The 14,788-nt window shown below is 62.3% G+C and carries 12 protein-coding genes; 5 read left to right on the top strand and 7 right to left on the bottom strand.

The window, feature by feature from the left end; all coding sequences use genetic code 11:
- Window positions 1–22: 22 nt before the first annotated feature.
- Window positions 23–1,627, bottom strand: coding sequence for an acetolactate synthase large subunit (locus tag ACTHNZ_RS15385; protein ID WP_440543377.1), 1,605 nt, complete (start codon window positions 1,625–1,627; stop codon window positions 23–25).
- A 362-nt stretch (window positions 1,628–1,989) separates the two neighbouring features.
- Between ACTHNZ_RS15385 and ACTHNZ_RS15390 the strand changes: the two genes are divergently transcribed.
- The 5 genes from ACTHNZ_RS15390 to ACTHNZ_RS15410 all read left to right on the top strand — a co-directional run bounded on the left by ACTHNZ_RS15390 (window position 1,990) and on the right by ACTHNZ_RS15410 (window position 7,294).
- Window positions 1,990–2,727, top strand: a complete 738-nt coding sequence (locus ACTHNZ_RS15390) for an IclR family transcriptional regulator (RefSeq protein WP_440543393.1) — start codon at window positions 1,990–1,992, stop codon at window positions 2,725–2,727.
- Between the two features lie 215 nt (window positions 2,728–2,942).
- Complete coding sequence (locus ACTHNZ_RS15395) at window positions 2,943–4,274, top strand: MFS transporter (protein WP_440543378.1); 1,332 nt, start codon at window positions 2,943–2,945, stop codon at window positions 4,272–4,274.
- 2 nt (window positions 4,275–4,276) lie between these two features.
- Window positions 4,277–5,233: a helix-turn-helix domain-containing protein gene (locus tag ACTHNZ_RS15400; RefSeq protein ID WP_440543379.1), complete on the top strand. Its 957-nt coding sequence runs from the start codon at window positions 4,277–4,279 to the stop codon at window positions 5,231–5,233.
- 158 nt (window positions 5,234–5,391) lie between these two features.
- The gene (locus tag ACTHNZ_RS15405; protein ID WP_440543380.1) at window positions 5,392–6,831 is read left to right on the top strand and encodes an APC family permease; all 1,440 of its coding nucleotides are present in this window, start codon (window positions 5,392–5,394) and stop codon (window positions 6,829–6,831) included.
- Between the two features lie 73 nt (window positions 6,832–6,904).
- A complete protein-coding gene (locus ACTHNZ_RS15410) occupies window positions 6,905–7,294 on the top strand; it encodes a hypothetical protein (protein WP_440543381.1) in 390 nt (129 codons plus the stop codon).
- Window positions 7,295–7,348: 54 nt separating this feature from the next.
- Here the strand turns inward: ACTHNZ_RS15410 and ACTHNZ_RS15415 are convergent, their stop codons facing one another.
- From ACTHNZ_RS15415 to ACTHNZ_RS15440, 6 genes are all read right to left on the bottom strand, one after another.
- Complete coding sequence (locus tag ACTHNZ_RS15415) at window positions 7,349–8,800, bottom strand: APC family permease (protein ID WP_440543382.1); 1,452 nt, start codon at window positions 8,798–8,800, stop codon at window positions 7,349–7,351.
- A 38-nt stretch (window positions 8,801–8,838) separates the two neighbouring features.
- Window positions 8,839–9,216, bottom strand: a complete 378-nt coding sequence (locus ACTHNZ_RS15420; RefSeq protein WP_440543383.1) for a DUF4440 domain-containing protein — start codon at window positions 9,214–9,216, stop codon at window positions 8,839–8,841.
- 90 nt (window positions 9,217–9,306) lie between these two features.
- The gene (locus ACTHNZ_RS15425) at window positions 9,307–10,710 is read right to left on the bottom strand and encodes a flavin monoamine oxidase family protein (RefSeq protein ID WP_440543384.1); all 1,404 of its coding nucleotides are present in this window, start codon (window positions 10,708–10,710) and stop codon (window positions 9,307–9,309) included.
- Window positions 10,711–10,777: 67 nt separating this feature from the next.
- Window positions 10,778–11,749 carry a WD40/YVTN/BNR-like repeat-containing protein gene (locus ACTHNZ_RS15430; RefSeq protein WP_440543385.1) on the bottom strand — a complete coding sequence of 324 codons (972 nt, stop codon included), beginning with the start codon at window positions 11,747–11,749 and terminating at the stop codon, window positions 10,778–10,780.
- A 29-nt stretch (window positions 11,750–11,778) separates the two neighbouring features.
- On the bottom strand, window positions 11,779–14,139 hold the full coding sequence (locus tag ACTHNZ_RS15435) for an efflux RND transporter permease subunit (RefSeq protein WP_440543386.1): 2,361 nt from the start codon (window positions 14,137–14,139) through the stop codon (window positions 11,779–11,781).
- A gap of 61 nt (window positions 14,140–14,200) precedes the next feature.
- Window positions 14,201–14,788: DUF1302 family protein (locus tag ACTHNZ_RS15440; RefSeq protein ID WP_440543387.1), on the bottom strand; the 588-nt coding region annotated here is incomplete at its 5' end.

Genomic DNA, 14,788 nt, shown 5'->3' on the forward strand with positions numbered 1-14,788 from the left:
TTCGAAATCCGGTAGGCGATGCTCAGGCGAGCACCATTTCAATGAGGAAAGGGCCGCTCGTGTGAGCGAGCGCATCGCCGAGCGCAGCTTCGAACTCCCGCGTGGTCGATGCACGAACGGCGGGCACGCCGTAGCCCGCAGCAAGCGAGGGCCAATCGAATGCCGGGTCGTCGAGTTCCGTGAGCGCGCGAGCTTGAGGACCGAACCGTTCGCTGCCTGCGCGGCGCAGTTCCGTCTGCAATATTCCGTAGCGGCGATTGGACGCAATCAGGATGACGACGGGCAAGCGCTCGCGCGCCATCGTCCAGAGCGACTGAATCGTGTACTGAGCACTGCCGTCCGATTGCAGGGCGAACACGCGGCGCGCCGGACAGGCGACGGCGGCGCCCAGCGCGACGGGCAACCCTTGTCCGATCGCGCCGCCCGTATTCGTGAGAATCGTGTGGCGGGCCGCCGACGCCGACGCAGTGACGAACGGATAGCCGCAGGTCCCGCCTTCCACCGATACGATCGCTGCATCGGGCAGCGCGTTCGACAGCACCTTGCCGACGAGCGCCGGATCGAGCGCGCTATCAGGAATCGGATAGCGCGATGCCGGCACAAAAGTCTCGGAATCGCCCGGTCCGACGAGGTGCGCGAGTCGTTCCAGCGCGCCCTCGCCGCACTCCGCCACATCGGCGAGCGTCACCAATCGCCGCTCATCGACGAGCAGGCTCGGCAGCCCCTCGTAGCCGAAGTAAGCAACGGGCGCGATCGTTTCCACCAACACCACCGCGTCCGCGGCTTGAAGTTGCTCGATCGCCTTCTCGGGGAAATACGGCAGACGATCGATATCGGGAAGGCCGCCCCCGCGCTCCGTCCGAGCCGGAAAGGTCTCGCTGAAGAAACGCACAGAGGCGTTCGCACCGATTCGACCGGCGGCACGCTGCCCGCGCTCGGACAGCGCACCGCCGCCCAGCAGGAACACGAGGCGCTTGCCCGCCTTCAGCATTTGCGCGACGGCTTGCACGCGCGATTCTTGGAATCCGCGCGCGGAGGGAATCAACGCTGGCGCACCGACATTCGCCGGGGCGGGATGTTGCTGGTGATCGACGGGAAAAACGAGCGTCGAGATGCTGCCGGGCGCCTTCAGCGCGGCTCGGAATGCTTCGACGGTGTCACCCTCGATGTCCGCCGTGGATTCGATCGTTCTGACCATGCCGCTCACCGGCCGAGCCAGCGAATGAATGTCGGAGGTCAGTGGCGCGTCGTATTGCAGATGCCAGCTCGCGTGGTCGCCGACGACGTTGACGATCGGCGTACGTGCACGCCTTGCGTTGTGCAAGTTGGCGATTCCGTTCGCGAACCCTGGGCCGAGATGCAGCAGCGTGAGCGCCGGCTTGCCCGTCATCCGCCCGTATCCATCGGCGGCTCCCGTACACACCCCTTCGAACAAGCCCAGCACGGCCCGAATTCCAGGGATGGCGTCCAACGCGGCGACGAGCGGCATTTCCGTCGTACCGGGATTGGCAAAGCAAACCTCGGCGCCAGCGGCGCGCGCGGCGAGGAGCAGACGTTCGGCGCCGTTCGGCGCAGCATCGGCGCCGGTCGTGTCCGGGGCGAGAGCGGGGGAATAAGTAGTTTCCAATCGGCTTGTCCTGATGAGACACGTAGCGGCGCACCCGCGCCGCGATCGATGGAAGTCATGCTAATCCCGCATTTCGAGATTGTCAATTCATCAATCCGGGGAAAATTCATGATTCACAGTGATTTCAATCTCTTTTTTCGGGATTTTTACCTATGGCAAAGTCGACTCGAAGATGGGCGAGCGGGCTGCGGCGGCCGCATGGACGAGGCTCGCCGGGCACGGCTGCCCACCCGCGCCTTCAACGCTGGGACTTTGCGCAGCGCAAGCAACGAGGCATCATGCGAGGCGGCGCATGCCCGGCCGTTGACCAACCCGCAGATAGAAGCGATAGAGATAGAAACGCTATGTCGAGCCTCACCCGGATGTTGTCGATCCTTGACCTGTTCTCTTCGACTGACATGTCGATGACAGCGGAATCCATCGCCGAGCGCATGGGGTTCACCCGCACCACCTGCTACCGGTACGTCAAGGAACTCACCGAAGCGGGCTTGCTGAACAACGCGAACGGCGTCTACTCGTTGGGTGCGCGCATCATTAACCTCGATCGCAAAATGCGGGAATCGGACCCGCTCCTTCAGGCGGGCATCCCTGAACTGAAGAAGCTCGTGAGGAGCACGGGGGGCGAAGGGCTCATCTCGACGATGTACGACGAACAAATCATCAACATCCACCACGAGAGCGGGCCGGAGCGGCTCAACCTCGGGTTCGGCCGGGGCCAGGTCATGCCGCTGATGCGAGGCGCCTCGTCGAAGGTCATCATCGCGACGATGAGCCGAGCGCGGCTCAAGCGCCTATTCGAGCGGCACCTGCTGGCCGAAGACCCGGCGCTCACGGAAGACTGGCCCACTCTCTGGCGGTACTGTCAGCAAATCATTCAGCAGGGCTACTGGGTTTCGCACGAAGAACTGCACAAAGGCCACGTCGGCATCTCCGCGCCCATCCCCTCTGGAGAAACGGGCGAAGCCACTTCGAGCATGACGCTGGTTTTTCGGCGCGAGCACTATGCGCTATTCAACGAGTCGGCACTGGGCAGCGCACTGGCGGGAGCAGCGCGAGCGGTCGGGCGTAAAGCGTATCCGGCCGCGCCCGCGCCGAGGTGAGACCCGCATTCGCTGAACCAGACGAGATCCGCTAGACGCCGCGCGATGTGTCGCGCCTGATGAAAATACCTACCAAACAGAGGTTGACCATCCCTTTTTTCGGGATTAGTGTTCTTGCGTGATGCGATACGTTCCATCATAAAGAACACGAATCCCTAAATACGGTATTCAACAACACATAGGGGATTCCCACCGACGAATACCTGGGGAGTCCAATGTCAGATGCAACGAGCCAAAACCGGACGTTCCGCCGAATCGCCTGGCGCATCCTCCCGTTCCTCTTCGCGTGCTACGTCCTGAACTTCATCGATCGCGTCAACATCGGTTTCGCGAAGCTGCAGTTCATGCACGATCTCCGTTTCACGGAATCCGTGTACGGGACGGCCACCGCGCTGTTCTTCATCGCCTACGCACTCTTCGAAGTGCCCAGCAACTTGCTGCTGACGAAAATCGGCGCCAGCAGAACGCTGATGCGCATCATGGCGTTATGGGGTGCAGTGACCGTCCTGCAGACGTTCATGACGAATGCCGGCGTCCTGTACGTCCTGCGCTTCCTGCTGGGCGCCGCGGAGGCGGGCTTCTTTCCCGGCATGATCCTTTTCCTGAGCTATTGGTTTCCAGACCGGCTCAGGGCGCGGATCAACAGCATCCTGATGCTGGCCGTCCCGATCGCGGGCATGGTGGGCGGGCCGCTTTCCGGGTGGATCATGTCGCACCTGAACGGCCGCCTCGATCTGAGGGGATGGCAGTGGTTGTTCTTGATCGAAGGGCTGCCCGCGATTGCCTTGGGGGCATTGGCGCCGCGGCTTTTGTGCGACGCCCCCGGGAAGGCGCGTTGGCTCTCCGCGCATGAGAAGGACACCGTTCAACGCGCGCTCAAGGCTGATAGCACCCGTGCGGATTCGATGCTTCATTCGAGCGCGCCGCTCCGAGATATCTTCCGCGCGCCAAGCATTCTCGTGCTGGCGGCCGTCTACTTCTGCATCTATATCGGACTCATCGCCGTGACCTTCTGGTCGCCGACCATTCTTCGCCACGCCGGCGCGGCGAGCCTATCCGAGATCGGTTGGATCGCAGGCATCGTCTCTTTCCTGACGATGTTGGCGAACCTTGCCATCGCACACAGCTCGGACCGCTACAACGAACGCCGCTGGCACGTCGCCGGCTGTGGATTCGCGGCAGCGGCATGCCTGCTCGCCTTGCCGGCGGCCGCTCATAGCGTCGCGGCCACCGCGGCGCTGCTCGCGCTTGCCCAAATGACCTCGTTCACGATGCCGATCGTCTTTTGGACCATCCCGACCCGCCTGCTTTCAGGTCGCGCCGCCGCCGCGGGCATTGCGCTCATCAGCATGAGCGGGTCCATCGGCGGCGCCATCGGTTCGTGGCTGATCGGATCGGTATCGGCTCGCACGGGATCACCTTACGTCGCAATGGGCGCGGTCGCGGCGATCCTGCTGCTCGGCATGCTGCTTCTGCTCGGTTGCATCAAGCAAAGCCGACGCGAGGCTGCCGGCACGACGATCGGCGCGGTCGGCTCCGAGATCTAACCGTGAAGCCGACCATGGATCTACGCGCGGAAACGCGGCATTTTTCGGATGTGTACCTTCACTCGCAAGCCATCGCGAATTGGACGCAGCGCTATGAACAGATCAGCCCCGGCTCGGCGAGCACCACGCTGCGCCAGATCTCGGGCCGGCACTTTCACGTCTTTCACGAGCAACTGAACCAGCGGGTCCTGCAAGAAGGTCACGCGCCGCGCAATCAACTATGCTTCGCCCTGCCGGCGGTTCATGCGGTCGCGCCGTTCGTGCAGGGTCGCGCCGTCAGTTTGCCGAGCCTGTTGACGCTACGTGGCGGCGAGGAGTTCGTCGTCCATTTGCCTTGCGATACGGACGTCATCGCGTTTACGATCGACCGGGCGCTCACTTCGGATCCGGAGCATGCGGCACTTTCCGAGTTGCCCGAGCGCATCCTCGCGCAACCGGTGCTGCCGGTGTCGCTCCCGCGCTATCAAGCGGCCGTCCGCGATCTTCAAGACGTGCTCCACATGGCACTGGACGGCGAATCGCTCGTGAATCGCGACGCATTCGACGAAAAGATGCTCGCGCATAGCGTCATCGGAATCGTGCTGAGCCTCGTGCAATCCGACGGGGAAGGAAGCCCGACGCTGCCGCACATGTCGACGCAGAGCTACGTCGTTCGCAAGAGCCAAGAGATCGCGCTCGACAGCGACGACGACATGTTGACCGTGCTCGACCTGTGCCATCGCTTGAAGATCAGCCGCAGGACGCTGCAATACAGCTTCCAGAACGTCGCAGGCACGACGCCCACTGCCTATCTCCGATCGATTCGACTGAACGCCGTCCGCCGATTCTTGATGACGACGCCGCCCTCGGTTCGTATCGGCGATGTCGCCGCGCAGTTCGGGTTTTGCCATTTCGGACGTTTTTCGTCCTACTACCAGCTACATTTTCACGAACTGCCGTCGCAAACCCCACGCGCCTGAGAAGCCGCCGCTCGCCGAGCACAATGCGGTCGGGTAAGTCCTAACTCGGACTCAGGCACGGATTGCCGATAGCGGACAACACGCGAAATTTGGCCGCCGTACAGTAGTCCTGCCGCGATCGCCCCGACTCGAGAGCGATCCGATTTCCAGGATGACCTATGACCGAAATTTCCAGTCAGCCTCATGAGGGGCTCAGCAAGAACGCTGTCGGACTGCCTCAGATCGTCTTTTTCGTCGTGGCCGCGGCCGCGCCGCTCACCGCCATGGTAGGCGCGACACCCGCGGCCTTTTCGTTAGGCAACGGAGCAGGCGTACCCGGCGCCTTCGTGCTGGCCGGCGTAATGTATCTGGTCTTCAGCATCGGTTACGCGGCCATGAGCCGGCATATCTCGAACGCCGGAGCGTTCTATGCCTATATCGCCAATGGGCTCGGCGCTCCGCTCGGCGTCGGGGGCGCATTCGTCGCGATCGCCGCCTACAACGCGGTGCAGATTGCGATCTACAGCATGTTCGGCTTCTTTCTCAACGACGGCATTGCGCACCACTACGGAATCGACATCCCATGGTGGGCGTTCGCGCTCGCATGCATCGCCATCGTCCACTTCTGCGGCGCGCGGCACATCGAGTTCAGCGGCCGGCTCCTCGGGATGCTGATGGTATGCGAGATCGCCATCGTCACGCTGCTCGATCTGGCAATCGTCGCGAAAGGCGGTGGGCCGGGCGGATTCAGCGCGAGACCGTTCAGCCCTGCCGCCGTCTTCAGCCCCGGATTGGGCACCGCACTCGTCTTCGTTCTAGGCTCCTATATGGGATTCGAAGCAACGGCGATCTTTTCGGAGGAAGCACGCGATCCCAAGGTCACCATTCCGCGCGCCACGTACCTGGCCGTCATGCTCATCATGGCGTTCTATGCGTTTTCCGCCTGGGCGATCGTCGAAGCATGGGGCGAGCATCAGATCGTTGCGCAGGCAACGAAAGACCCCGCCAACCTCTGGTTCGCAATGAGCGACAAGCTGCTCGGCAGAGTGGCCACCGATGCGATGAACATCCTGCTCGTGACGAGTCTTTTCGCGGCGATTCTGTCGTTCCACAACACGATCACCCGCTACTTCTATGCAATGGGGAGGGAAGGCGTGCTCTGGAGCAAGCTCGGCCATACGTGCCCCGTTTATCACTGCCCGGACGTGGCCGGCAAGCTGCAGACGCTCATCGCGCTCGTGACCGTCGTAGGCTCCGCCATGCTGCGCCTCGATCCGTTCGCCATCGTCTTCTCGTGGATGAGCGCGCTGGCGACGATCGGCATCATCGCCGTGCAGATTCTCGTGGCCGCGTCGGTCATCGCGTTTTTTGCGCGCGATCACCGCGATGCCGGCCTCGTTCACCGGCTCATCGCTCCAGCCATCAGCGTGATCTCGCTCGGCGCCTGCCTCGTGCTCGTCATTCGCAACTTGTCCGTCTTGAGCGGCTCCGACTCGAAGCTCGTCGCGCTGTTTCCGTACTTCCTGCTCGCGATCGGCGCATCGGGTGTGTGGGCCGCCTATCGGTTGAGAAGAAAAGATCCCGGGCTCTACGCAGGCTTAGGGCGAGCCGTTCAATAATCGGCGAGGGGCAGCGAAGAGCTCGTCACCGCTCGTTCGGTGCCCTGCCATTCCGAACCGATGTCCACGGCCTATGACAGTCGAAACTACGACCATGCTGTTGTACGCCGTCGCGGCGATCCGCGTCGAGTCAACCGGTGAAGCCGGCTGGTTCGACCGCTGCGACGATGCTCATGCCGCGATCATTTCGATATCCGAGGACGTGCTCGACATCGTCTTGCGGCTCCCGCAGGTCTGGAACGTCGTGGAGAACGCTCGATTATGCGGGCTTCATGACAACGTGGACGTCATGGAGGGCGACGAGCGCTTTGCCAACGGTTCCGACGGCAGTGTCTTCGCGATCGTGGGCTGCGATGGATTGGAGCGTTACGTCGCGTTGATGCAAGTGAATGCGGCCGAATCGGTATTTTGCGAGCAGCGCCTCTTCATACCAGGCACCGCTTTCGAGACTTGTTTGATCTGACGAGCGGCGGAACCGACCGCCTGCTCCGACTACTGCTCTCACCGTTCGTCGTACTCAACGCAGGCGAACCAGATCCGACAGTTGAGCGTATCGCTTCGGCGAGCGGCGACGAAGATCCGCCGCATAAGACGAGGCGAGCACGCCGGCCAGCAGCACACTCATGGCCATGGCGTAACTCAGCCCAGCGGATAAACCCGACAAGAGTTCGACGTGAACGATCATTTCCCAGAGAAAAAACAACAAGATGAGTGCGCTGATGGCCGGTGCCAACAGCGCTCGCCAAAGCGAGACGCCAGTGCGGTTGCGCCGAAAGAACACCACCACGGCGATCGCGGCGAGCGCTTGGCAAGCGAGCACGCCAACAGCGGACGGAACGCTCGCCCAAGGCAATACCTGGAGCATGGGGTTCAGCCCCGCCTTCGCGCAAAGCAGTATCAAGCTCACCGATATGACCATCGTGGCCGCCGAGGCGACGTGCGGAGATTGATGCCGAAGATGGGTCCGCGACAATGCGTGCCAAACGAGGCCTCGAACCGCCAAAGCGTGCCAATATCTCGCCACCACGTTCGTGAAACTCAAAACGGCCGCAAAAAGACTCGTCATGACCAGCACGGAGCCGATCTTGGCGGCGGTATGCCCGGCCAACACCGAGAACATCGAAAGCCACATTCCTCCGGGATCGTTGGATGCCACACCGACTGCCTGGGCCATGCCGAAGTGGTTCAGCATGAGCCAGATCGATCCCGCATACAGCACCCCGATGAACGCGATGGAAACGTACATGGCGCGCGGCACCGAGCGCTGCGCCTCGCGGGCCTCTTGAGAGTAGATGGCCGCCGTCTCGAACCCCATGAAGGATGCGACCACGAAGATCAAGGACGGCCCAAAGCCCGGCGTGAAGACCGCATGCGGAGCGAACGGCAGAAACGACAGCGGGCGGTGGCCGTGACTCGCCCGCAGCAGTTCGAGCAGATCGGCGGCGAGAATCACGCCGACCTCGGAAAGCATGAGCAGCAGCAGCAATCGGCCGCTGAACTCGATGCCGCGTACACAGAACAAATGGGCCGCGACAGCTGCGGCGCCTGCACAAACCCACCAAGGTATTTCGACACCGAATGAAGAGAACGCCATGCTCACGAAGTGCCCCAGCATCGCGTAACAGGCGAGCAGCATGGTGACGTACGACAAGACTGCGATGCAAGCGCCTCCCACGCCTGGAATCGTGCCCAGCCCTTTGGTGATGTACGCGTAGAACGCCCCCCCATTCTGCACATAAGGACTCATCGCGCAAAAGCCGACGGCAAAGAGCAGATAAACGGCGCAGACGATGACGTACGAGCCGGGCAACCCAATGCCATTGCCGAGTGTGATGCTGGCCGGCACACCACCGCCCATGGAGGTCAGCGGGCCATTCGTCGTGATCACCATCAGAAAGATGCTGAACCAGCCAATGGTGTCTCGCTTGAGGCCGGTGTGTTCGCTCGGCCCGATAGATGATTCCGGCATGGGTTCTTCCTCAGAGGTCGGACAAGGATGGATTGCGCTCAGGCTTCGGCGAAGGCGCCCAGCCCGTACATGTCGGCCGCGATGACCCAGGCGTCACCGCGCTTGTGCCAAGCCGTCAGCGAACGGAATGCGATCGTCGCTCCGGGTTCGCCTTCAGCTGGAGGCGACGTCCACTCGAGCCATGTCACGGCCGAGCCGTCGCCGAGCTCGGTCGTGCGCACCGATCGGATCGATAAATATGGCGTGATCTTCAGCATTTCCGTCAGCGCGGCCAGCACTTCGCAGCCCACGGTGATGCCCGATGCGCCCTCTCCCGAGACAGCTGCATCCTCGGCAAACATCTCTTGGTACAGTGCCTGCGCGTCTCCGTTTCGGCATAGGGTCTGCAATGTTTCGATCGCTTCGTTCAGCGTCATGGGTATTCCTTCGAGTAAGAATTGGATTGGATTGCCGTGCCGATGCAGTGACGATCGGGCAGAGCGTTAGGGCGTTATGGCGTTAGGTGTTCATGCGGGCGAACGAAGAAACGACAGGACATCGCGGGCCCCTCGGATTCCCTCTTCGATCGCACCGTCGATGAATCCTCGCCATCCGCTAGCCCAGTCCGTGTTGGCGAAGAAAAGAGGCGGCATGGGGGCCTGCAGTTCCGGTAGCACCCTAGAGGTCTGACGAGGGGAAAACCACGTCCACCCTCCCTTGGCATAGGGATCCTGGGTCCAGTCGTGGGCGAACACCTCCTCGACGACTATCCCGGGTAGAAATTTCCGTACTTCGGCCTCGATCTGGTGGATGTCGTCGAGTTTGATCTCATCGTCCGGACCAAAACCCACGAGGACGGACTTCCCGTCGACCTCTCTATCGGCCACGATCATCGTCAGCGGATTCGGGAATGGCGCGAAACCCACCCAAGCCCCCACGCTGCGGTCGACGCGGGCAATGAATTTCGTGCCGGCGCAGACATGTCGCTCCTGATGGGCGGCCGAACGAGCGGCAGACAATTCAGCCCCGAAATCGATGTCGCCGAGCACGTTCAAGGGCACGGCCACGACGACGCTCTTGCAGCTGACCTCCATCGTCTTCGTTCGAACGCGAACCTTGCCGTCGACCACGTCGATTCGGGAGACGGGTTGTTCGAGCGCGATATCAGCCTTCGAGTCCCTCAGCAATGCCGCAGCCAATGCTGAGGTCCCTTCCGCGATCTTGTAGCGCCCCAGCCGCTTCAGTAGGGAATCGGCCGAATACTCACCGAGTGCCCACCAGCGTAGTTGGTCGTGAAATCCGCCCTTGGCGGGATCGGTTGCGGCATTCATGGTCAAGAACGACAGCAGCAGATCTCGCTGACGGCCCTGGGACGGAATCGCTGCAAAGCGATCGGCCAAACTGAGCTCGTCCGAGCGCGCCAGCAGTTCGGTCGACGCCGCATGCGGGTTCGCGAAAGCCACTCGGCACTGCGCTCCGTCGATGTCGCAGTACGCGGTTAGCGCTTGCTCGAGATCCTTGCCGATCGATTCCGCCGTATCCGTGGTCAAGCCATCGGCGGTCAGCACGCTCATGGTGTCGGCGGCACCGCTCAACGACTCCGTGATCGTGAGGCCGTATCGGTGAAGCTCGCTCCAAACATACGGCTGGCCCCAATGAACCCACGTACCCCCGATTTCGTATTTCTGACCGCCTTGCTCGGTCACGAACGTCCGTCCGCCAATTCGATCGCGCGCCTCGACGATGGCTACCCGCAACCCTCTCGATCCCAATTCGCGAGCCGCGGTGAGGCCCGCGAATCCCGCGCCGACGACCACGACGTCGTACTCGTCGTCCGGTAGCCGCGCTTTTGCGAGGGCCCCCGGCGAGGTCAAACCGCGAGTTGCAGCGCGTCCGCGCGCAATGCTGAGTCCGTCTGAAGTTTTGCTCATTTCGAAAAGAGATCCCAGGTATGAAATACAAGTCATCGAGACACACCGTCCTCGCGGCGGCCGCGGACTACTCCGGCTTCAAAATGCCGTCCTTCGAAAGAAGAATCTCTCGGCCGGAACGAGAGACGACGAACCCGGTCAACGCCGCCCTATCGGGCCGCTGACGGGCCGTGAATCGCTCGGCAGTGCTGGTGCCGCTGATCACGAAACCGTCCAAGCCGACGCCTTGCACGCGGTCGCCCGATGCAACGAGCTCCGTGATCGAGCCGGTCGAGGCAGAATCGATGGCATCCCATGTGTCGCCGCCGTCCCGGCTGCGATACAGATGGCCGAGCAAACCGCCGACGAACACGGTGCCGTCGGCGCTCGACGTGCCCGTCCACAAGCTGCCTTTATTGCCTGTCCGCCGGTACTCCCACGTTGCGCCGCCATCGCGCGAGCGCAGCACCATGCCTTGTTCCGCCGCGATGAACAGCGTGCCCGAGCGATCCGCGAAGATATGGAAAAGGTTGCGATCGGCCTTGGTCGAGCCAGGCGGAGGCGGCAGCTTCGCCACCTTCCATGCGCGGCCGCCGTCCTCGGTAACGAGCATGAGCGACCACAGCCCGACTGCCCAGCCGTGCCGGGCGTCCTTGAAGTAAACGGAAAAGAGCGGCTGGTCGATCGATGTGTCCGATCGCTGCAGCGTCCACGTTTCGCCGCCGTCGGCGGTGGCCAATATCACGCCCCATTGCCCCACCGCCCAGCCGTGCTCGGCATCCGCGAAATAGACGGCGGTAAGCGTCGACGATGCCGGCACGCGCTTGGCCTGCCGGTAACTGCGGCCGCCGTCGTCGGACAACAGCACGATGCCGTGCTCCCCGACCGCTACGATGCGCCTGCCCGCATGCGCAACGTCGAGCAGCATCGCGTGTGTCGGATCGGCCCAGGCGTGGGCAGGCTCGATCTTGAGCGGCGTCGGTGCGTCGCCGGCCGTCTGGCCCGCGGCGATCATGCAAAAGCAGGCGAGCGCGGCACCCGCAAACAGATTCCTGATCATGGCAAAACCTCAAATGTCGAGACCGGCAGTCAGTGGGTCAGCAGGCCCGGGGCGCGCACGGGCTTGCGGCGCGGAAACCAACGCTCCAGCACGACGGCGATCGCAGGCAGCGCCGTCATCGCCATCACGAGATTGACGATGAACATGAACGCGAGCAGCTTGCCCATGTCGGCCTGAAACTTCAGTGCGGAGAAGCTCCACGTCGCGACGCCGATCGCAAGCGTGATAGCCGTGAAGATCGTGGCCACCCCCACTTCGAGCATGGCATGCTCAACCGCTTTGACGATCGTCTGGCCGCTCGCCATGTGCAATTGCAGCCGGTTATAGATGTAGAACGCGTAGTCCACGCCGATCCCCACCGCGAGCACCATGACGGGCAACGTCGCCACGGTCAGGCCGATCTGCAGCTCCTTCATGAACCAATATCCGATGAACGTCGCCACCGTCAGCGGAGCGCAGCATGCGATCATTGCGCGCACGTCGCGATAGGCGAAAAACACGAGCGCCAGAATCGCTGCATAAACGTAGAGCATCATCGGCAGCTCGCTGCGCGCGACTTCGTCGTTGATCGCGGCGAGCACGCCCGCGTTGCCCGCGGCGAGCCGAATCGACAGATCATGGAACGGGTGCGTCGCGCGATACTGCTTGACGTCGCCGAGAATCCGATTGAGCGTCGCAGCCTTATGGTCGGTCAGGAACAGATGAACGGCCGTCATGCTGCAGTCCTTGTTCATGTAGCCTTTCACACGGCCGATCTCGGCAGTCAACCCCGCATAGTTTCCGGGATCGATCGGCACGACGTTCATCTTCGGATTGCCTTCGTTGTAACCCTCGTTGTACGTGCGCAGCATTCCCGGGTACGACTGAACGGAAACCACCCCGGGTTCGCTTCGCATCGTCGAGGCGAATTCGTCCTCGGCCGCCCCGATCGCCGGATTGTCGCAAGCCGCTCCCTTCGCTTCGAACACGATCGTCAGCCAATCGAGACCGACGTCGTAGTTGCTTGCGATCGACACCGCATCGCGGTTGAAGCGCGCATCGGCGCGCAACTCGGGCGCTCCGGGCTGCAGCGTGCCGATGACGCGATCCCGGCTTTGCCACGCGGCCAGCGCAAAGACGGCGGCCGTGACGGCGACGACGATATAGGCATTGCGTGGCTCCGCCACGCGCGCCAAGCCGCGCAGCCAGACGGACCGGCGCTCGCGCTTCGTCAGAGCACGGTCGGCATACGCCTTGGTGAAATGAAAGCAGGAGGCGGCGACAGGCAGCATCACCAAGTTCGTGACGATCTTGTAGGCAACGCCGAACGATGCGGTGATCGCAAGCTCCCGCACCATCGGGATCGGAATCAAAAGCAACGTGATGAACGAGACCAACGCCGTGACGAGCGCGAGCGTGCCGGGCACCAGCAAACCGCTGAAGCTTCGGCGCGCGGCCTCCATCGAGCTATAGCCGTGAGAGAGTTCGCGAACGATGTGGTTGACCTGCTGCACCCCATGCGACACGCCGATTGCAAATACGAGAAACGGTACGAGCACCGCTAGCGGATCGAGCCCGAACCCCAGCAGCTTCAGCGTGCCGAACTGCCAAACGAGCGACGTCAGCGAACACGCGATCGGAAGAATGGTGAAGCGTACGGAATGGCTGTACCAATACACCGCGAGCGCCGTCAGCACGAGCGCGATCAGGCAGAAATCGAGCACGGCGCTGGCGCCGTCCGCAATGTCGCCGATCTGCTTGGCAAAGCCGATGATTTGAATTTCGTAGCCGGCATCTTCGAACGGCTTGCGGATCTGCTGCTCGAGCAAGCGATTGAATGCGACGTAGTCGAGCACCTTCCCGGACCGGTCGCGTTCGTTGAGCTCGGCGGTGATCATCGCACTGTCTTCGCGATGCGAGACGAGCGTGCCGATATAGTTGCCGTCCACGGTGGATTGTCGAATCTGCGCAACGATGGCCGGTGTCAGCTGGTTCGGCGTAATCGTGCCGTCGATCACGGGGCTCGCGCGAAAGCCGTCGTCCGTGATTTCGTTGACGAAGGCATTCGGCGTCCACAGCGACTCGACGCCCCCGCGGTCGACGTTAGGCAGGAAGGTGACAGCCTGCGTCACTTGATAAAGCCGCGTCAGCCCCTGCGGCGTCCATATGTTGCCGTTTCGGGCGCGCACGACCACCGTGATGCGATTTGCGCCGAACAGGTCGTTGCGATATTTCTTGAACGTCTCGATGTACTCGTGCCCGATCGGCATCTGCTTCTCGAAGCCTGCCTCCATTCGCAATTGCACGGCGAATACCGCCATCACGGCGGTAAAGACACCGATCGCCGACAGCACGATCGCGCGGTGACCGAAAATGAGTTTCTCGAGGCGGGTGACGAATCGAGTAAGCACGGAAGCCATCCTTCAAAAGTATCGGCGCGCGGGCTCGCGCGCCGTTGCCGCCATCGCGGAATCAGAAGTTGCGTGTCGCGAACAGCCCGACGAAATTGCGGTCGGCGTATGGCTGGCCCACGCCGCCATGGCCGCCGAAGAACGCCGTATAGTTGATTCCGGCCTGCCAAGTAGCCGGGTTCTGGTTGAACAACACGTAGAGATTCAGCGACTTCGCGCCCTGGAGATAGTTGCCGGTGAACGTAGGCGTATAGCCGTACAGGGCATCGGTGAACGTCACGCCAGGCGTGATTTGCCAGCCCGGGATCACGCTACCGTCGTAGGTCCAGTTGAAATCGACGGTCGCACCCACCGAGCTCGACGTACCCGCTGCCGCCGTGATCGGATAACCGAGGCTCGAGCCGTTGTTCAACCACGTGAAGTACCCCGCCGCCGGCGCCTGATGCACGGCGTGGCCGTCGATCGTGCGCGTGACGCCACTCGAGCTGAGGCCCGGGTAGTAAATCCAGGTCAGTTCCGCCGTCAACACCGCTTGGTCCGCGTGAATCAGCTTCAGGAAGGGGTACTCGCTCTGAGTCAGACTGAGCTGCCCGTTGATGTCGTACTGAAACTTCTTCATGTCCATCCACTGCTGGCAATTGATGCCGGA

It is taken from the genome of Trinickia sp. (genome assembly GCF_051953955.1).
Taxonomy (GTDB): domain Bacteria; phylum Pseudomonadota; class Gammaproteobacteria; order Burkholderiales; family Burkholderiaceae; genus Trinickia.

What these genes read in the sequence shown, in the direction of transcription:
- ACTHNZ_RS15390 (WP_440543393.1), top strand. Translation starts at nt 1,990, where the DNA reads ATGTTGTCGATCCTTGACCTGTTCTCTTCGACTGACATGTCGATGACA.
- ACTHNZ_RS15395 (WP_440543378.1), top strand. Translation starts at nt 2,943, where the DNA reads ATGTCAGATGCAACGAGCCAAAACCGGACGTTCCGCCGAATCGCCTGG.
- ACTHNZ_RS15405 (WP_440543380.1), top strand. Translation starts at nt 5,392, where the DNA reads ATGACCGAAATTTCCAGTCAGCCTCATGAGGGGCTCAGCAAGAACGCT.
- ACTHNZ_RS15410 (WP_440543381.1), top strand. Translation starts at nt 6,905, where the DNA reads ATGACAGTCGAAACTACGACCATGCTGTTGTACGCCGTCGCGGCGATC.
- ACTHNZ_RS15415 (WP_440543382.1), bottom strand. Translation starts at nt 8,800, where the DNA reads ATGCCGGAATCATCTATCGGGCCGAGCGAACACACCGGCCTCAAGCGA.
- ACTHNZ_RS15420 (WP_440543383.1), bottom strand. Translation starts at nt 9,216, where the DNA reads ATGACGCTGAACGAAGCGATCGAAACATTGCAGACCCTATGCCGAAAC.
- ACTHNZ_RS15425 (WP_440543384.1), bottom strand. Translation starts at nt 10,710, where the DNA reads ATGAGCAAAACTTCAGACGGACTCAGCATTGCGCGCGGACGCGCTGCA.
- ACTHNZ_RS15430 (WP_440543385.1), bottom strand. Translation starts at nt 11,749, where the DNA reads ATGATCAGGAATCTGTTTGCGGGTGCCGCGCTCGCCTGCTTTTGCATG.